Raw genomic sequence first — 17,845 nt, forward strand, 5'->3', positions numbered from 1 at the left:
ACTATGGTGCGATCGCTGTCATGATGAAACTCCGTGCAATTCTAATAATGACGGTCTATGCCATCCTGGTCGCTATGACAAGCTTGTGGATGGCGAAGCAATCCTATTCTTGGTTTCCGCCAGAAGCAGCAGCAGAAGCGAAGTTGCTGGACGATCTATTCAGTCTCTTCACTGGGTTAGGCACATTCATTTACTTAGGTGTAATCGGACCCTTCCTCTACTCGTTGGTCTTTCATCGCGCCAGCAAGTATGACATGAGCGATGGTCCCCCGATTGAAGGCAACACCTGGCTGGAAATCGTCTGGACGGCAGTGCCATTAGTTTTGGTGTTAACGCTTTCCTTTGTGAGCTATCGGACTTACGAAAAAATGGCGGTGCGGGGTCCGATGGAACTGGTACATTTGCATATGCCTCAGATGATGCAGCCTGCTTACGCCGAACCCTTTGACAGCAAGCCTCAGCAGGAAATTCAGAATGCAGTAGAAACCGCTCCCATCGAGCAAATCGACGTGACCGCTAAGCAATGGGCATGGATTTTCCATTATCCAGAACGGGATATCACCAGCACTGAGTTACATTTACCAGTCGATCGCCGCGTGCGATTTACCTTGCGATCGCAGGATGTGTTGCACGGCTTTTACATTCCGGCATTTCGCCTGAAGCAAGATGTTGTTCCCAACCACGAAATCGATTTTGAACTGACTCCTGTGAAAACTGGAACCTATCGCCTGCGCGATTCCATGTTTAGTGGCACTTACTTTGCCGCAAATCAAGCAGATGTCGTCGTTCAGCCATTCAACGAGTATCAACAATGGCTTGCCGATGCTGCGGCTGGGTTGCCCACTCCTGCCTTTAATCAGGCTGCTTTTGAGTACAGCCGCGCCAACGAACGCGAAGGTGCAACGAAAGACAAAGTAGCCATTCGCGGCTGGGACACTATCCCACCAGCATCGCCACCTGTAGTAAATTATGCCCCGAAGCACGAACCAGATAGTCCGCCTGCCTGACGTGACCAAATAATTCGTAATTCGTAATTCGTAATTCGCGATCGTGAGTTTCGCAATTTTGACTTTTGACTTTTGACTTTTAACTTTTGACTTGCCTAGTAACTTATGACAAACATTTCGATCGAGGCTCCAGAAGCCGTGCGCGGACAGCCATACCCAGGCGCGCCTGACAACTGGAAGCGATTCTTCACCTTCAGCACCGATCACAAAGTCATTGGCATTCAATACATCGTCACATCTTTCTTCTTTTTCCTGATTGGTGGCACGTTATCGATGGTTATGCGGGGCGAACTGATTACCCCTGATGCCGATTTAGTCGATCGCACTGTTTATAACGCGCTGTTCACGATGCATGGCTCGATCATGCTGTTTATGTGGACGTTCCCTGTTTTAGTGGGATTGGGAAATTATCTCGTGCCGCTGATGATTGGAGCGCGAGATATGGCATTTCCCCGACTGAATGCGGTTTCTTTCTGGATGGTTCCTGTCGTAGGCATTCTGATGCTAGCCAGTTTCCTAGTACCGGGAGGTCCATCGCAGTCGGGATGGTGGGCATATCCGCCCGTAAGTTTGCAAAACCCAACGGGAAATCTGCTGAACGGACAGGTGTTATGGATTTTGGCAGTGGCAATTTCGGGCGTATCTTCTATCATGGGTGGGGTGAATTTTGTCACTACCATCTTCAAAATGCGATCGCCAGGAATGACCTGGTTTAGAACACCTGCCTTTGTTTGGTCGGTGCTGGCGGCACAGTTAATTCAACTGTATGGGCTGCCTGCCCTAACTGGGGGAGCAATCATGTTGTTGCTCGATCTCACGATTGGTACGAGCTTCTTTACACCAGAGCGGGGTGGCAATCCCATCTTATACCAACACTTTTTCTGGTTTTACTCCCATCCGGCAGTCTATGTGATGATTCTGCCAGCATTTGGGATGTTTTCCGAAATTCTGCCCGTTCATGCCCGCAAACCCCTATTTGGCTATCGGGTGATTGCCGCATCATCTATTTTGATTACGGTTGTCAGTGGTTTGGTGTGGGTGCATCACATGTTTGCCAGTGCCACCCCCAGTTGGATGCGGATACTTTTCATGGTGACATCGATGCTGGTTGCCATTCCTTCTGGCATTAAAGTCTTTGGCTGGGTGGCAACGATTTGGGGTGGCAAGATTCGCTTCACCACGCCGATGCTATTTGCGCTCGGCGGTATTAGTAATTGGTTGTTTGCTGGAATTACTGGAATTTTTCTGGCTTCTGTGCCAATCGATATTCACGTCAACAACACTTACTTTGTGGTCGGACATTTCCATTACGTGCTGTATGGCGCGATCGTCATGGGCATTTATGCCGGAATCTATCACTGGTTTCCTAAAATGACCGGACGCATGTATTACGAAGGATTGGGCAAACTGCACTTTGCCTTGACCTACCTGGGAACGGCGTTGACCTTCCTGCCCATGCACCCCCTTGGATTGATGGGAATGCCCCGCCGTGTTGCATCCTACGACCTGGAATTTGCCTACTGGAATGTCATAGCAAGTATTGGCGGTTTTCTGTTAGGGCTGTCTACGCTACCATTTATTCTCAACATGGTAAGTTCTTGGATTCGGGGCGAGAAAGTAGGCAACAATCCGTGGCGGGCATATGGCTTAGAATGGCTCACCTCTTCACCACCGACTGTGGAAAACTTTGAAGAAACACCGCTCGTAGTTTCGGGTCCCTACGGCTACGGTAGGAACCAACCATTGGTAGGGAACATTCCCAATCCAGGCTTGACTGAATTTCCTGAATCTCTAACGCAGCAGCAAACATCATGACAGCAGAAAGAGCCATCGCGCAAGACGTTGAAACTAACGTTCGACAGCACCAAGAGCATGACGCAGCAGGCAATAGTAAGTTTGGCTTTATCGTGTTTCTGCTGTCGGAAAGTGTCATTTTCCTGAGCTTCTTTACGGGTTACATTGTCTACAAAACCACTACCCTAGACTGGTATCCGCCAGGTGTGACTGGCTTGGAAACCAGAGAGCCATTCATTAATACAATCGTGCTGGTATCCAGCAGTTTTGTCATCTACGTGGCTGAGCGTTATTTACACGATAAAAAACTGTGGGGCTTTCGCCTATTTCTGTTAATTACTATGGCAATGGGTAGCTATTTCCTCTTTGGGCAAGCAGTGGAATGGCGCAGTTTACCATTTAGCTATCAGTCGGGTTTGTTCGGTGGCACGTTCTTTTTATTAACTGGATTTCATGGCTTGCACGTTCTCACCGGAATTCTACTGCAAACATTAATGCTGGGGCGATCGTTTATCCCTGGTAACTACGACAACGGTTATTTTGGTGTTGAAGCAACGTCTTTGTTCTGGCATTTTGTCGATGTCATTTGGATCGTGTTGTACACGCTCATTTACGTTTGGCAGTAGGAGAGTCCTATGATAATTGACGACCAATACTATGACGTAATTATGGTTGGTACGGGTGCAGGCGGCGGGACGTTGGCGCGAAAGCTGGCATCAACTGGTAAAAAGATCTTGCTGCTCGATCGCGGAGAACTGATCCATCGTGAAAGTTCGGAGTTGGTCGATACAGAAGTTTTTAAGAAAGAGCAATTTCACGCGCCAGAACCCTGGTACGACAACGCAGGAGAACCGTTTTATCCGCAAACGTATTATGCCGTTGGTGGCAATACAAAAATCTGGAGTGGCGTTTTGCAGCGAATGCGCGAACGCGACTTCGAGCAAGTACAGCATCAAAGCGGGATTTCTCCGGCATGGGCGCTGAAATATCAGGACTTTGAGCCTTATTACACCGAAGCCGAGCAGTTGTATCAGGTACACGGTAAAGTTGAAGATGACCCCACCGAGCCGCCCCATAGCGAAGCCTATCCTTTTGGGGAAGTTGCCCACGAGCCGATAGTGCAAGGCATTGGTGACACGCTTGCTCAGCAGGGATTGCATCCCGTTCATTTACCGCTAGGGTTGGGCGATCGCGGTAGAACCGATGCTGAAGACACCGGAGTTAGCCCCCTCCTCAATAGCGAAAACGTGACGCTTAAAACCTCTGCTCAGGTTGTTTGCCTGCATACCAATCCATCAGGATCGGAGATCAAAGCAGTTCAAGCAAAAATTGGGGAACAGTCCTATTTGTTTTTAGGCAATATTGTAGTGCTTGCCTGTGGTGCCGTAAACTCGGCAGCATTGCTGTTGCGGTCTGCCAACGAAAAACACCCCAACGGTATTGCGAATGGCTCCGGTCAGGTGGGGCGAAATTTGATGAAACAACTGCTATCGGTTGTGGTGCAGTTAACCTCTACCGCTAATTCTGGGTCATTTTCCCGCACGCTAGGGCTAAATGATTTTTATTGGGGAGACAAGAATTTTCCGTATCCGATGGGTCACGTCCAAAACTCTGGTGGGATTTTTCAAGATGTCATTTTTGCCGAAGCACCACCAATTTTATCGGCATTGTCTAGGCTGATGCCAGATTTTGGCTTGCGGCAGTTGGCAACCCATTCCATCGGTTGGTGGCTGAAAACGGAAGACTTGCCCGATCCCAACAATCGCGTTCGCTATGTGGGAGACAAACTGCGAATTGATTACACGGCGAATAATGTAGAAGCGCACGATCGCCTGGTATATCGTTGGGTCGATGTATTAAAAAGCGTCGAGCAGTCTCAGCCCAATATATTTAACCGCACAACCCATCCTCGCAGCGATATGCCCGTACAAGTCGTTGCTCATCAGTGCGGCACTTGTCGGTTTGGAGAAGATCCGGCAACATCGGTGTTGGATCTGAACTGTCGTACCCACGAAGTGCAAAATCTCTATGTCGTAGACAGCAGTTTTTTCCCATCTCATGCCAGTGTTAGTCCTGGCTTGACTGTCATTGCAAATGCTTTGCGAGTGGGCGATCGCTTAATCGAGCAGTTGAAGTAAGGCGTTATTGAATGAAAAATAGAGAAGTATAGGCTAATCTCTTAGTAAAGTATTAGCCTAAATTGATTAACGTCGCGATGAATTTGATAAACCACTAACCTAATTTTTTTTCAACACCACCACAGGACAATGAGCATAGCGAATCACTCGTTCTGCTACCGAACCGAGAAAAAACCGACTCAAGCCAGTTTTGCCATGCGATGGAATCACAATTAAATCGGCATTAATCTCCTTAGCATAGTCGAGAATCTCCGAACTAGGGTCGCCAACAGCAACGCCAATCTGAACTCCTTCAAACTCCGAAGCTTGAAATCGTTTGTTCAAAGCCTCTTTTACGTGCTGCTGGCGCGAGCGATCGTCTAAAGTATTCCACATCGCCCCGGGTTCAGCTGGATGCAGGTGAGACAGAACGTGCAGGACGTACAAATGACTCGCATCCTTCACAAATTCTCGTGCTGGAGATAGTGCAGCAAAAGACTCTTCTGAAAAATCGATCGGAACTAAAACTCGGTCTTTCTGTAACCAACTCATGATTTTTGATTGGTAACTAGTGGTTGGTAGTTGGTAGTTGGTAGTTGGTAGTAAACGCTACGCTACACTGCGTGAAGACGGTTGACGGTTGACTGATAACTGATAACTGGTCACTTAAACACGGGCATCTTTCCAGTTTGAAGGCGCTGCATGTAATCTTGTAAATCGGCGGCAACTTTGTTCGACAGCAGAAAACAACCCAAGATATTTGGGAAAGCCATTGACAAAATCATCATATCGCTGAATTCTAGGACTGCACCGAGGTTGACGACAGCACCGACAAACACGAAGAAAACAAACAGTGCCTTGTAAACTAAAGTGGTGCGATCGCCAAACAAGTATTCCCAACTGCGTTCGCCGTAGTAACTCCAAGAAATCATCGTGGAGAAAGCAAACAGAAAGATAGCGATCGCTAGTACGACCGGAAACCAGCTAATCGCGGAAGCAAAAGCAGCATTTGTGAGTTGCGCCCCGTCTGCCTTTGTGTCGGTGTAAACACCTGTAATCACCACTACCAAGGCTGTCATGTTACAAATCACGACAGTATCGATGAAAGGTTCGAGTAATGCCACAATCCCCTCGCGGATCGGTTCTTCGGTACGGGCGGCGGAATGGGCGATCGCTGCCGAACCGACTCCTGCTTCATTCGAGAAAGAGGCACGGCGAAATCCTTGCACTAATACCCCAATAAATCCTCCGGCGATCGCTTGTGGGAAAAAGGCTTCTCGGAGAATTGTGCCAACTGCACTGGGAATCTGAGGTATGTTCGTCAAAATAATGAATAAAGAGGCGAGGATGTAGATCAAGCACATTGCTGGAACCAGTTTCTCAGCCACCGAACCAATCCGCTTGATGCCACCAATAATCACTAAAGCAACTAACACAGCCATGACTAGACCGTAGAGCCAACTCCGTCCCTGCAACAAGGGTATAACTCCCGATACCGCAGCAAAGGACTGGTTTGCCTGGAACATATTGCCACCACCGAAAGACCCACCAATGCAAAATACGGCAAATAGTGGTGCTAGCACTTTACCCAAAGGACGCAGCCCCAGTTCGCCCAAGCCACGCGATAGGTAGTACATCGCCCCGCCGGAAACGCTACCATCCGGCTTGACAATACGATACTTTTGTCCCAAAGTACACTCAACGAACTTACTGGACATCCCTAACAACCCTGCGACAGTCATCCAAAACATTGCCCCAGGACCGCCTAATTGAATGGCGATCGCTACCCCAGCAATATTTCCTAAGCCCACTGTTGCCGATAGTGCTGCTGATAGCGCTTGGAAATGAGTGACTTCTCCTGCTTCTGCTGGATTATCGTAATGTCCTTGCACGACAGAAATCGCGTGACCGAAAGCACGGAAGTTAATGAAACTCATGCGGATCGTAAAAAATACCGCACCGATAATCAACCACAGGACGATAAACGGCATCCCGCCAATGCTAAAAAACAGAATTTGGGACAGCGCTGCCACTAGATAGGAAAAGATAGCATCAATTGCCCCTAAGATTCCTGTGGGCTTACCGTCAGCAGCGTAAGCCGTGCTAGGTATGGCTAGTAACGCTAAACAAAGCCAAGGATATTTTCTCAGCCAATTTAAAAGCTTATGGTGATTCATCAGCGTTTCTTAATTGTGAGTGTTAGCAAAAAATCCTTAATTTTAAGAAAATATAACTTTAGGTCGCAATTAAACTGTTCTTAAGACACAATTTTCTAGCATTTATCAAAAATAAGCTGTAGTACATACTTCCAAAGATAGATATATTGCAATGTTTGGGAATCAGTCACTGGTAGTTGGTAACTGGTAGTCAAGCGTTAGAATTACTTAAGAACTTGACTGATAGATCGCTCTCGCAATTTACTTATAGGGGCGGGTTTCACCGCAGAATTTCCAGTCCTAGACTCGGTCTTCTCAACACCAAACCCGCCCCTACAACTCACGACTGCATAATTCACTCGTACGGGCGGGTTTCACCGCAGAATTTCCAGTCCTAGACTCGGTATTCTCAACAAACCCGCCCCTACAACTCACGACTCACTTCTGATATGCAAACAGCTTTAATTACTGGTGCTTCTGCGGGAATTGGTGCTACTTTTGCCCATGAGTTAGCTTCTCGACAAACGGATTTAGTTTTAGTAGCTCGTTCCGCTGACAAATTGCAACAGCTGGCAGCTCAGTTACAAGCACAACATCAAATTCAAGTCTACGTCCTCGTCCACGACCTAACTGTACCAGAAACAGCTACAGCTATCTACAATACGGTAACGGAAAAGGGATTAGAGATCGATCTATTAATCAATAACGCTGGTTTTGGAGATTATGGCGATTTTGCCGAACGAGATGGCGATCGCCAAGTCAAAATGGTACAGTTGAATGTCTTAGCGTTGGTAGACTTGACTCACAAATTTTTACCAGGAATGCGCCAGCGTCGCTCTGGAGGCGTTATCAATCTTGCTTCTACTGCTGCATTTCAACCGATTCCCTACTTTTCTGTTTATGCAGCTAGTAAAGCTTTTGTCCTCAGTTTTAGTGAGGCATTGTGGGCAGAAAATCGCAAGTATGGGGTACGAATTTTAGCTGTTTGTCCTGGTCCCACTGAAACGAAATTTTTCCGAGAGGCTGATTTTCCCTCCACTTTTTCAGAGACAGTATCGAAAAACTACACATCTCCTCAGCAAGTCGTCAAAGAATCACTTCAAGCTTTAGAAAAAAATCGTTCTTCGATTATCCCAGGATTTATTAACAAACTTAGTGCCAATGCATCTCGATTTTTACCGCGCCAAGCTTTAGTCAGTTTAGTTGGGAAAGTATTTAAACAAGGCTAATGGTATAGTGATTTCGATCGGACATATCATACGTTCGTAGAGGCGCGCAGCCGTGCGCCTCTACATATATCGGGTTAATTGGACGCGATATCGCTCTTTTTTCGTGACGGCGACTTCTCCAACTTCTAATCGTCCTTTGCCACGAATCGCGATTAAATCTCCAGTTTTGACTTGAGTGCTGGATTGGCTAATTTCTTTCCAATTAACGCGCACGTCTCCACCTTCAATCAAATCTACCATTTTGCTGCGAGACATCCCAAACCCAGCAGAGGCGATCGCATCTAATCGTAAAGAGGCTTCTACTGTCGTTAATTCCTTTTTTTTCGGTTCTTTAATTTTTAATTCGCTCAGCTCGATTTGCTGAATTTTGACAGGTACGGAACGCACTTGCTTTAAATTCATTGCTAAGAATTCTACTAATTCTGGCACAACAATTGCTTGCGCTCCCCGTTCTCCCAATACAATAACGTCGCCAGTTTTCTCCCGCACAATTCCTGTTCCTAGCATCGCCCCTAAAAAGTCACGATGGGTAGCAGTGTCAAATAGAAAGTTACCTGCAATATCTACCGCTGCTACTGCCACTTGTGATGAATCGAGAGGAACTTCCGCACGCGCGATCGCTAATCGTTGCCGTTCTGCTTGAGGATAACCGCCCCAAGCTATTAATTGCACATCAGTCAAACGACTAAAAATTTGCTGGCTTTCAGCTAACTCTGGGGGTGACAAAAAATCAGTGAGTACCACTTCCCAAGTTTTGATTGCTTGCTCTGCTAAATCGATAACACGAACGATAGTTTCTCGATTTTCTACGCCTTTTAATAAGTCTTCTCTCGGCAACATCTTAATTTTCTAACTTTTAATTGGCTATATATGTTCTATGTTTTTTGACACTTATTGTTATCCGCATAAAATCCAACTGCTGTTATTTCTTGTATTTTTGGTACATGTATTACCAGCATAGACGTTGCGAGAGGCTAAAACCGATCGTGTTTCGATCTCCAGCCGGTTTTCCTATGCAGATATCCTAACACTAGTCATCTGTTACCAACATTACAGTTACTCCTCACCTTCTCGAACGGCACAGTAACCCTCTTTTCCCTCAAACTATTTCATGTTATAATTTACACAAATATTTCTTCAGTAGAGAATAGATGCAAATGGCAAAAATTATAATTTGAATCTGTATTCGGAAATACTTTTTTCGCAAGATAAAGAATGTGAGAATTGGAATACTTGCAGTATAAAATACATCTTAAGTCTTTCTAAGATTAAGTAATTATGGCGTTGCTGTGCTTCAGCGATCGCCATCTTGGTGCAGCTCATCGCGTCTAATAGATGCAGACCTTGAAGCGGCGAGCATCATTTGACATGGACTGATTATCGATCTTCTGCGTACAGCACCCAGAAGAGAGTTGAGCTTGTCTTGATTTTCTGATAATTCTGCTGACTCAAAAATATGAAAAGAATACTATTTTACGATGATGGCTCTGGTTTTGGCGGTCATAGTATTTCTGCTGTGGATGCAGTTAAATACTTACTAGAAAATACCAATCTTAAGGTTGGATTCATATTTTATCAAGGAAATCAAAGGCTTTGCGATCGCTTAACTTTACTAGTACAAGAATTTAAGCATCTCGAACTGTATCCGATGAAGTTTAAAGCAGCAAGATTTAGAAACTTAGGAGCGTTGTTATCATTTCCCGTAGTTGCTAAAATTGCTCAAACTATTTCTATTATTAAACCCGATATAGTCATTGTCGTTCAAGGCACGATCGAACTCAGTTCTCTCGGATTGCTAGCAACGAAAAAAGCCAAGCTTAAAGTGATTAGCTTTATTCCGCTAACACAATCTTTATCATTAATGCAAGGCAAACTCTCTAGATTCAGAGATTTCATTAATTTGCATTTTTATAACTTACCAGATGCATTTATTACGACTAGCGCTCGGGCTAAATATAACTTAGTTCAGCATGGAGTGAAATCGAAGATTTCTGTAGTATATTACGGTCCTGACTTAAGAATATGGCAGCGACAGGAGCGAAACATATCTCGACAAAAATATGGTATAGATAACAGCGATTATGTAGTGGCTCTGATTGCTAGAATCGAATTTAAACACAAAGGACATGACTTTCTCATTACTTCAATGGCAAAATACGCCAGCAAGCTAGCAAATATCAAATTATTAATTGTAGGCGATGGCTCAGACGAAGAGAAGTTACAAAAACTCATTCAAACCTCTGGTTTAAGCGAGAGAGTCAAAATTATTCCTTGGGGAAATGACTTATCATATGTGTACTCTGCCATAGATATGCTCGTCATTCCCTCTCGATTAGAAGGATTACCATTAGTCATGTTAGAGGCAATGTACTATAGCTTACCAATAGTTGCTTCTAGTCTAGATGGAATGTTAGAAATTCTACCTCAAGAATGGCTATTTCAATCTGGTGATAGCGAAGCTGCTATTGAGACTTTATTGCGAGTAAAAAATAGCGACAATACAGAATATTTATTAAATCATAAACAACGAATTATGACAGAATTCAATCTCGATGAATTTGGCAAAAACTTCTACAAAACTCTTTGCAAAGCACACATAGAGACCAAAAATTAAGAAACTACAGCTAATATAGCGTGTCTATTTGCGTTGTAAACTACTCGCTCTTGATTGTCATTTGTCATTTGTGAAAGCACAGTTAGCATGTCACAGACAGATGGACGGGATTTTTACAATTGATTTAGACACGCTACAGTTCATAGCTACTAGCTACTGAAGACTAACAACTCGCAACTGATAACCGATCTCTTTGTAGAGACGTTACATGTAACATCTCTACACTGACAACTGATAACTGACAACTGATAACTGACAACTGACAACTGACATCAGCCAGTCGTTTCAGCATAGCCTTGGATATTTTCTGGTTCAAATCGACGTAGTACGCTCGTTGCTTGTCGAAGTATGCCGTCCGTACCTTTAACAACAATTAAATACTTACCTGCATTGAGACGGTTGCGATACGGCAAAGCATCGCCACTACCAAACACCAAACCAGCACCACCACCAGCAAATAGGCTCCCCATACCACCAGCTACAGCACCTAGTAAACCACCAATGACATGATTGCCGATTTCACCCGCCCAAGCAAAGGTATCTAGACCAGATAGCACGCTGAAAGCAACTCCAGAGGCAAAACCAAACGGTACGAGCCAGAAAGCCATCAGTTTTGCTTGCTTAGCAGCTTGCTCGTTGGGATCGATTAAGCCAAACTCATCTGCACTTTTATATCCTCTACCAAGAATAGTAATGCGATCGGTAGGTATACCTTCTTTTTCTAAGGCTACAGAAGCTGCTTCTGCTTGAATGCGATCGGGTAACACGGCGATAAGGTAGTTCATAAGAGTTGGGGACAAGGAGGACAAGGGGGAGAAGAGAGCTGAGGGAGCTGAGGGAGCTGAAAGGACAAGGGGGACAAGGAGGACAAGGGAAGTTTACAATTATCTTCTTTCCCTACTCCCTACTCCCTACTCCCTGTTAAAGGGGGACAAGGCGAATTTAGAATTATTTTCTTCCCTACTCCCTACTCCCTACTCCCTACTCCCTTTTAACTGTTAAAATATCGTACTGCGGCAGCGAATTACCGAAAGCACAACTTAACCTAACTAAAGGCAACCCTTGAGCTGAGAGTAACGCGCTACTGGAATCATCCCTGGTCTTGTGTATCGCTGCTGTCGCTCAAAGCGAGTAGACAAACAAATTACTCACACGAGCAGACAGTTCACTTATCATTAATAGTGCCTTTTTCCCACTGGATTCCTATCGTTAATCATGGCTAAAGTTCTCGTATCTGACCCAATCGACCAGGCAGGAATTGATATCCTTTCCCAAGTTGCCACTGTTGACGTAAAAATCGGTCTAACACCAGAGCAGTTTGTACAGGCGATCCCAGAGTATGATGCATTGATGATTCGTTCTGGTAGCCGCATTACTAGAGAAATTATCGAAGCTGGGCATCAACTGAAAATTATCGGTCGTGCTGGTGTGGGCGTAGATAATGTAGACGTACCTGCTGCTACCCGCCAAGGAATTGTTGTTGTCAATTCTCCTGAAGGAAATACGATCGCCGCTGCCGAACACGCGATCGCGATGATGCTGGCATTGTCGCGTTACATTCCCGATGCAAATGCGTCCGTCAAACGCGGTGAGTGGGATCGTAAAACCTTTGTGGGAGCAGAAGTCTACAAAAAAACCTTGGGCGTGGTGGGTTTAGGAAAGATTGGTTCCCACGTTGCTACGGCGGCTAAAGCGATGGGGATGAAGTTACTCGCCTACGACCCATTTATTTCTACCGAACGAGCCGAACAGTTAGGTTGCCGCTTAGTCGAGGTAGACATCCTACTACAAGAAGCCGATTACATTACGCTGCACATTCCCAAAACTCCAGAAACAACACATTTAATTAACGCCGAGGCACTAGCTAAAATGAAACCCAATGCCAGGATTATCAACTGTGCTAGGGGTGGCATTATCGATGAAGCGGCGCTAGCAGAAGCACTTAAGGCGGGTAAAATCGCAGGGGCGGCTTTGGATGTCTTCGAGGAAGAACCCCTGAAGGAATCGCCGCTAAGAGCATTAGGAAAGGAAATTATCCTCACCCCTCACCTCGGCGCTTCAACCACAGAAGCACAAGTCAACGTGGCGATCGACGTAGCAGAGCAAATCCGCGATGTCTTGCTAGGCTTACCAGCCCGTTCTGCCGTCAATATCCCTGGACTCAGCCCCGATATTTTGGAAGAACTCAGACCGTACATGCAACTTGCCGAGACTCTGGGTAATTTAGTCGGTCAGCTAGCTGGGGGACGAGTCGATTTACTCAATGTCAAACTGCAAGGGGAACTTGCTACTAATAAGAGCCAACCATTGGTTGTTGCTGCCCTGAAAGGATTACTTTCTCAAGCATTGCGAGAAAGAGTCAATTACGTCAATGCCAGCGTCGAAGCCAAAGAACGGGGCATTCGGATTATTGAAACGCGGGATGCTGCCATCCGGGATTATGCAGGTTCCTTGCACTTATCAGCTAAGGGTTCGATGGGCGAACATTCGGTGACGGGGGCGCTATTGGGCGATGGCGAAATTCGCATTACCAACATTGACGAATTCCCAATTAACATTCCCCCCAGTTCGCATATGCTATTCACGCTACACCGAGATATGCCAGGAATCATTGGTAAACTCGGTTCTTTGCTAGGTAGCTTTAACGTCAACATCGCCAGTATGCAAGTCGGACGCAAAATCGTGCGCGGTGATGCGGTGATGGTACTGAGCTTAGATGACCCCCTGCCCGATGGGATTTTGACCGAAATCACCAAGGTTGCAGGCATTCGCGATGCGTATACAGTAACTTTATAGCAATTAGCGATTAGCAACTAGTTGCTAATCGCTAATTGCTAACCGTTAAATATGGCAAATCACTGGTGGGAAATTCAAATTTTGTGCGATCTAGACCTGGAAGAGACGATCTTCTGGCGACTAGAAGATTTTGGCTGTCGTGGGATGGCAAGCGAACGACAGAAGAATGATGGTAATGTTTGTTTGGTAAAAGCATATTTGCCGCAAGAACAAGTAAAGTTACTCGACTTAGCTGCCCTTTCGCTGTGGCTGCGACAGGATGCCTTGCTGGTAGGGTTAGAACCGCCTAAGATGCAGTGGCATTTAATTGATGAAGAAGACTGGGCAAGTAGCTGGAAACAGTACTGGCAACCGCAGGAAGTGGGCGATCGCATTTTAATCTACCCTGCTTGGCTACCAGTGCCAGAAAAATCAGAGCGACTTTTGCTAAGGCTAGATCCTGGAACTGCTTTTGGTACGGGCAACCATGCCACAACGCAGTTATGTTTAGAAGCCTTAGAAATGCGCTTGGACGATCTTCCCAATTCCAATCGAGAAGATATAGTTATTGCAGATATTGGCTGTGGCTCAGGTATCCTCTCAATTGCAGCAATTTTGCTTGGGGCTAGCCAAGTCTATGCTGTAGATACCGATATTATGGCAGTCAACGCTACCCACAGCAATCGACAACTGAATCAAATTTCTGCCGATCGCATAATTGTAGGACAGGGTAGCGTGTTGACGCTACCTCAAATGACTCAAGTATCTTTCGATGGCATTGCGTGCAATATTCTAGCAGATGTCATTATTCAATTAATTCCCCAAATTACTTCTGTTTCTAAACCCTCAACTTGGGGCATTCTCAGCGGCATTTTAATCGACCAAGCCCAATCGGTAGCCGATACTTTAGAACATTACGGTTGGACTGTAGCCACTCTTTGGCGGCGTAAAGAATGGTGTTGTTTTAATGTGAGACGGTCATAGCTGTAGAGTTGCGTTTGAGTTTTCCATCTTCCATATGAACGATGCGGTCGGCAACGTCTAAAATTCGATTGTCGTGCGTCACTAGCAAAATCGTACAGCCCTGCTCCTGTGCCAAAGATTGCATCAGATTGACTACGTCTCGACCGGATTTGCTATCCAAAGCCGCCGTTGGTTCATCTGCTAACACTAGTTTGGGATGGCTGACGAGAGCGCGGGCGATCGCTACCCTTTGTTTCTGTCCCCCAGATAGACCGTCGGGATAGTAATCGATGCGATCGCCTAATCCAACTTGTTCCAACATCGCGATCGATCGCGCTTTCATTTGGGCGGCAGACAACTCTCGATGCAGTTCCAACCCCATTTTGACATTTTGCAGTGCGGTCAAACTTCCATGCAAATTGTGTGCCTGAAAAATGTATCCATAGTGCTTTCGGGCTTGGGTAAGTTGTTGAGCTGTCGCACCGCATAATTCTTGTCCTAAGACTCGCAAGCTGCCTGATTGGGCAGATCGCAATCCTCCAACTAATGTGAGCAATGTTGTTTTTCCAGAACCGGAAGGACCTGTCATAATGACAATTTCGCCCGTGTCGATTTCGAGATTGATATCGAACAAGACTTGTTTGCGAAGTTGACCTTGACCAAAATAGTAATCGAGATTTTGCACCGAAATAGCGATTGCCATACTGTCTTCCTAAATTCCTAAAACATATCTGCTGGATCGGCGGACTGAAGCTTACGAGTTGAAATCGCACCCGAAAGCCCACACATTACAATCGTTAGCCCCAAGACTAGTACCGCCCTTGAAAAAGTCATATAAATCGGTAAAGCTGTAGCTTGGGCAGCCAATGCATATAGTCCAAACGGCAAAATGACACCTGGAATAAATCCTAGTAATGACAAAATAATTGCTTCTTCAAACACGATGCCCAACAAATAGGAATTACCATACCCCGTTGCTTTGAAGGTGGCATACTCCTTGAGGTGCGTGTTTACGTCAGTCGATAGCACTTGATATACGATGACAACGCCAACTACAAATGCCATTGCGGTTCCTAACCCAAACACAAATCCAATTGGGCTGGCGGTTCTCCAGTAGTTTTCCTCAAACTGCACGTACTCCTGAGCCGTCATGACGCGCACATCCTCGGGTAAATGAGATTCTAAGGCAGTGGCAACTTGCTGGGGATCGTAGCCTGGTTTCAACCGAATCAGTCCGAGGCTAATACTGGCAACATCGCGGCGGGGAAACAGTCGCAGAAAGGTTTGATCGCTCGCTATTACAGTCGCATCTGCACCAAACGAAGCACCAATAGTAAATAGTCCGGCGATCGCGATCGTGCGTCGTTCGACTTCGGTTGTAACCAGCTTGCCTTGTTCCACTTGGGCGATCGCTTGGGCATATTTGCCTCTCGCACCGCGATCGAACAGAACAGTATCTGGTAGCTTGATTTTGTCTAATTGCCGATTGACTTCCGGTAAAGCGAAAGCAGGGCGATCGGGTTTGAATCCCAACACCTGTACGGTTGCGGTGAGGCGAGTTTGGGGATTCCTCCAGTTAATCGTATTCACGTACAGCGCGTCTGCTGTCTGGACTCCTGGAACATCCATTGCTTGAAATAGCCGCCGTCGTGAAAAGGTAGAGAGATTTTGCAGGTTAAGTGCTTTCGGGCTGACTAGAATAATATCGGCTAAGATGGCGCGATTGATGCGAGTATTACTGTCATAAAGTGCTGCTTGAAAGCCAAGCTGCATGAACATTAACACATCTGCAAACGCAATTCCTGCTAGTGCAACCAGCAAGCGTCCTTTTTCGTGACTCAGTTGCAGCCATCCGAGAGGGGTACGGCGTTGAAGTTGTTGGAGTGGCTGAAGCTTTTGCAAAAATCCAATCATTGCTCGATTACCACATTGACTTGTAGATTCGTAAACTTAGAAGCTTTTTGGCTAGAGGCTGTATTCAAGCCGACATGCACCTCAACCACTCTGTCATCAATATTGGCACTGGGGTCGGTGTTGACAACTGTTTGTCGGCGTACTTGAGAACCCACTCGCTCGACCGTTCCCACTAATTCACCTGGAATCGAATCGCTGGTCACTCGAACGCGCTGTCCGACACGCACTTTTCTGACATCGCTTTGATAAACTTCGGCGATCGCTTGCATCTGCCTTGTTTGTCCAATTTCCACAATGCCATCACTCGAAATGACTTCGCCGGATCGCGTGTGGATGTATAGCACTTCGCCGTCTATGGGCGATCGCACCGAAGCTTGGTCTAAACTTGCTTGCTCTCGATCGCGAGCTGCGATCGCGCGATTCACTTCTGCTTGTGCCGATCGCACATCGACCGGACGTACTTCTGCAATTTGAGCTAGCGTTGCTCTTGCCTTATTCAGTTCTCGCGAACTCGTGGAGTAAGTGCGATCGAGGGTAGCTTGGGCTTCTTGTAAAGATTTTTTAGCCGTGTCGAGGGTTAATTGCTTGGTGTCGCGTTCGGAGGCTGAGATTGCTCCTTCCCGATACAACGATTGATAGCGGTTAAACTCGGTCTGAGCATTTTGTAGTTCCGATCGCAATCGAGCCACTGTTGCAGCTTGAACTTGAATATCGCCCTGACGTTCTGCCTCTAATCGAGTAATTTCAGCTCGTTGAGCTTCAATCTCACCTTGCTTGGCTCCGGCTTGGGTGACAGCCAGTTGTGCTTGAGCCACGCTTACCTGTTCTTGCGCTTCAGCTAGGGCTGCTTTGAGTCGCTCGTGCGAGTCCAGAACTGCAATGACTTGACCCGCTTTGACGCGATCGCCTTCTTGCACTAGCAATCGGTCGATCCGATTTTCCTGGCTGGAGGTTGGAGCCGAGAGCTTAATGACTTCGCCGCGTGGCTCCAGTCGTCCAAGTGCTGTCACCGTCTCGATTTTAGGAGCTGTTACAGGCGTAGGAGTCTCGCGCTTAACAGATGTCATTTGCATCCATCCATACGTCGCTGCACCACCAATGCCTAACAGTATGATTCCAGCGATCGGTACTCCTCGTTGGGCGATCGATTTGACGAACTGATTTGAGTTCTGAACCTTATCCTGCATAAGTGACGGACTCCTGAAAGTGCCAAAAATTGAGACATTACATGAAAAATTCTAATCGCCTCATAACCCGATGAGTCGTGGCATTTTGC

General features: G+C 46.2%; 15 protein-coding genes. 8 read left to right on the forward strand and 7 right to left on the reverse strand.

Going from position 1 to position 17,845, the window contains the following annotated elements; translation table 11 throughout:
* Positions 1–23: 23 nt before the first annotated feature.
* The 4 genes from QH73_RS03875 (at position 24) to QH73_RS03890 (ending at position 4,939) form a co-directional block, all read left to right on the forward strand.
* Positions 24–1,007 (forward strand): cytochrome c oxidase subunit II, encoded by a 984-nt coding sequence (locus QH73_RS03875; RefSeq protein ID WP_201278007.1) that lies wholly within the window; start codon positions 24–26, stop codon positions 1,005–1,007.
* A gap of 105 nt (positions 1,008–1,112) precedes the next feature.
* Positions 1,113–2,822 carry a cytochrome c oxidase subunit I gene (gene ctaD, locus QH73_RS03880; protein ID WP_039715301.1) on the forward strand — a complete coding sequence of 570 codons (1,710 nt, stop codon included), beginning with the start codon at positions 1,113–1,115 and terminating at the stop codon, positions 2,820–2,822.
* Positions 2,819–3,427, forward strand: coding sequence for a cytochrome c oxidase subunit 3 (locus tag QH73_RS03885; protein WP_039715302.1), 609 nt, complete (start codon positions 2,819–2,821; stop codon positions 3,425–3,427). The genes ctaD and QH73_RS03885 overlap by 4 nt, the downstream gene beginning before the upstream one ends.
* 9 nt (positions 3,428–3,436) lie before the next feature.
* Positions 3,437–4,939 carry a GMC oxidoreductase gene (locus QH73_RS03890; protein ID WP_039715303.1) on the forward strand — a complete coding sequence of 501 codons (1,503 nt, stop codon included), beginning with the start codon at positions 3,437–3,439 and terminating at the stop codon, positions 4,937–4,939.
* 99 nt (positions 4,940–5,038) lie between these two features.
* Here the strand turns inward: QH73_RS03890 and QH73_RS03895 are convergent, their stop codons facing one another.
* Positions 5,039–5,470: a universal stress protein gene (locus QH73_RS03895; protein WP_039715304.1), complete on the reverse strand. Its 432-nt coding sequence runs from the start codon at positions 5,468–5,470 to the stop codon at positions 5,039–5,041.
* Positions 5,471–5,580: 110 nt separating this feature from the next.
* A complete protein-coding gene (locus tag QH73_RS03900) occupies positions 5,581–7,095 on the reverse strand; it encodes an alanine/glycine:cation symporter family protein (protein ID WP_039715305.1) in 1,515 nt (504 codons plus the stop codon).
* A 428-nt stretch (positions 7,096–7,523) separates the two neighbouring features.
* On the opposite strand from QH73_RS03900, the gene QH73_RS03905 reads away from it, so the two are divergent.
* Complete coding sequence (locus QH73_RS03905; protein WP_039715306.1) at positions 7,524–8,303, forward strand: SDR family NAD(P)-dependent oxidoreductase; 780 nt, start codon at positions 7,524–7,526, stop codon at positions 8,301–8,303.
* Positions 8,304–8,363: 60 nt separating this feature from the next.
* On the opposite strand, the gene QH73_RS03910 is transcribed toward QH73_RS03905, so the two are convergent.
* Positions 8,364–9,143 (reverse strand): photosystem II electron transport protein, Sll1252 family, encoded by a 780-nt coding sequence (locus tag QH73_RS03910; protein WP_039715307.1) that lies wholly within the window; start codon positions 9,141–9,143, stop codon positions 8,364–8,366.
* 616 nt (positions 9,144–9,759) lie between these two features.
* Between QH73_RS03910 and QH73_RS03915 the strand changes: the two genes are divergently transcribed.
* The gene (locus QH73_RS03915) at positions 9,760–10,917 is read left to right on the forward strand and encodes a glycosyltransferase family 4 protein (RefSeq protein WP_039715308.1); all 1,158 of its coding nucleotides are present in this window, start codon (positions 9,760–9,762) and stop codon (positions 10,915–10,917) included.
* A gap of 272 nt (positions 10,918–11,189) precedes the next feature.
* Here the strand turns inward: QH73_RS03915 and QH73_RS03920 are convergent, their stop codons facing one another.
* Entirely contained in the window at positions 11,190–11,702 is a 513-nt protein-coding gene (locus QH73_RS03920; protein WP_039715309.1) for a hypothetical protein, read from the reverse strand.
* A gap of 430 nt (positions 11,703–12,132) precedes the next feature.
* Between QH73_RS03920 and serA the strand changes: the two genes are divergently transcribed.
* Both serA and prmA read left to right on the forward strand, forming a co-directional pair.
* Positions 12,133–13,713 carry a phosphoglycerate dehydrogenase gene (serA, locus tag QH73_RS03925; protein ID WP_039715310.1) on the forward strand — a complete coding sequence of 527 codons (1,581 nt, stop codon included), beginning with the start codon at positions 12,133–12,135 and terminating at the stop codon, positions 13,711–13,713.
* A gap of 51 nt (positions 13,714–13,764) precedes the next feature.
* Positions 13,765–14,676: a 50S ribosomal protein L11 methyltransferase gene (prmA, locus tag QH73_RS03930; RefSeq protein WP_039715311.1), complete on the forward strand. Its 912-nt coding sequence runs from the start codon at positions 13,765–13,767 to the stop codon at positions 14,674–14,676.
* On the opposite strand, the gene QH73_RS03935 is transcribed toward prmA, so the two are convergent.
* From QH73_RS03935 to QH73_RS03945, 3 genes are read right to left on the reverse strand one after another with little or no spacing between them, the layout of a single operon-like run.
* Positions 14,657–15,358 carry a DevA family ABC transporter ATP-binding protein gene (locus QH73_RS03935; RefSeq protein ID WP_039715312.1) on the reverse strand — a complete coding sequence of 234 codons (702 nt, stop codon included), beginning with the start codon at positions 15,356–15,358 and terminating at the stop codon, positions 14,657–14,659. The two genes, prmA and QH73_RS03935, sit on opposite strands and share 20 nt — an antisense overlap.
* Positions 15,359–15,375: 17 nt before the next feature.
* Positions 15,376–16,569 (reverse strand): ABC transporter permease DevC, encoded by a 1,194-nt coding sequence (devC, locus tag QH73_RS03940; RefSeq protein WP_039715313.1) that lies wholly within the window; start codon positions 16,567–16,569, stop codon positions 15,376–15,378.
* Positions 16,566–17,756, reverse strand: a complete 1,191-nt coding sequence (locus QH73_RS03945) for an ABC exporter membrane fusion protein (protein ID WP_039715314.1) — start codon at positions 17,754–17,756, stop codon at positions 16,566–16,568. Before QH73_RS03945 ends, devC begins: the two co-directional genes overlap by 4 nt.
* Between the last annotated feature and the right edge of the window lie 89 nt (positions 17,757–17,845).

Source organism: Scytonema millei VB511283 (genome assembly GCF_000817735.3).
GTDB classification, from domain to species: domain Bacteria; phylum Cyanobacteriota; class Cyanobacteriia; order Cyanobacteriales; family Chroococcidiopsidaceae; genus Chroococcidiopsis; species Chroococcidiopsis millei_B.

Coding starts and splice junctions, on each gene's coding strand:
- QH73_RS03875 (WP_201278007.1), top strand. CDS start 24: ATGAAACTCCGTGCAATTCTAATAATGACGGTCTATGCCATCCTGGTC.
- ctaD (WP_039715301.1), top strand. CDS start 1,113: ATGACAAACATTTCGATCGAGGCTCCAGAAGCCGTGCGCGGACAGCCA.
- QH73_RS03885 (WP_039715302.1), top strand. CDS start 2,819: ATGACAGCAGAAAGAGCCATCGCGCAAGACGTTGAAACTAACGTTCGA.
- QH73_RS03890 (WP_039715303.1), top strand. CDS start 3,437: ATGATAATTGACGACCAATACTATGACGTAATTATGGTTGGTACGGGT.
- QH73_RS03895 (WP_039715304.1), bottom strand. CDS start 5,470: ATGAGTTGGTTACAGAAAGACCGAGTTTTAGTTCCGATCGATTTTTCA.
- QH73_RS03900 (WP_039715305.1), bottom strand. CDS start 7,095: ATGAATCACCATAAGCTTTTAAATTGGCTGAGAAAATATCCTTGGCTT.
- QH73_RS03905 (WP_039715306.1), top strand. CDS start 7,524: ATGCAAACAGCTTTAATTACTGGTGCTTCTGCGGGAATTGGTGCTACT.
- QH73_RS03910 (WP_039715307.1), bottom strand. CDS start 9,143: ATGTTGCCGAGAGAAGACTTATTAAAAGGCGTAGAAAATCGAGAAACT.
- QH73_RS03915 (WP_039715308.1), top strand. CDS start 9,760: ATGAAAAGAATACTATTTTACGATGATGGCTCTGGTTTTGGCGGTCAT.
- QH73_RS03920 (WP_039715309.1), bottom strand. CDS start 11,702: ATGAACTACCTTATCGCCGTGTTACCCGATCGCATTCAAGCAGAAGCA.
- serA (WP_039715310.1), top strand. CDS start 12,133: ATGGCTAAAGTTCTCGTATCTGACCCAATCGACCAGGCAGGAATTGAT.
- prmA (WP_039715311.1), top strand. CDS start 13,765: ATGGCAAATCACTGGTGGGAAATTCAAATTTTGTGCGATCTAGACCTG.
- QH73_RS03935 (WP_039715312.1), bottom strand. CDS start 15,358: ATGGCAATCGCTATTTCGGTGCAAAATCTCGATTACTATTTTGGTCAA.
- devC (WP_039715313.1), bottom strand. CDS start 16,569: ATGATTGGATTTTTGCAAAAGCTTCAGCCACTCCAACAACTTCAACGC.
- QH73_RS03945 (WP_039715314.1), bottom strand. CDS start 17,756: ATGCAGGATAAGGTTCAGAACTCAAATCAGTTCGTCAAATCGATCGCC.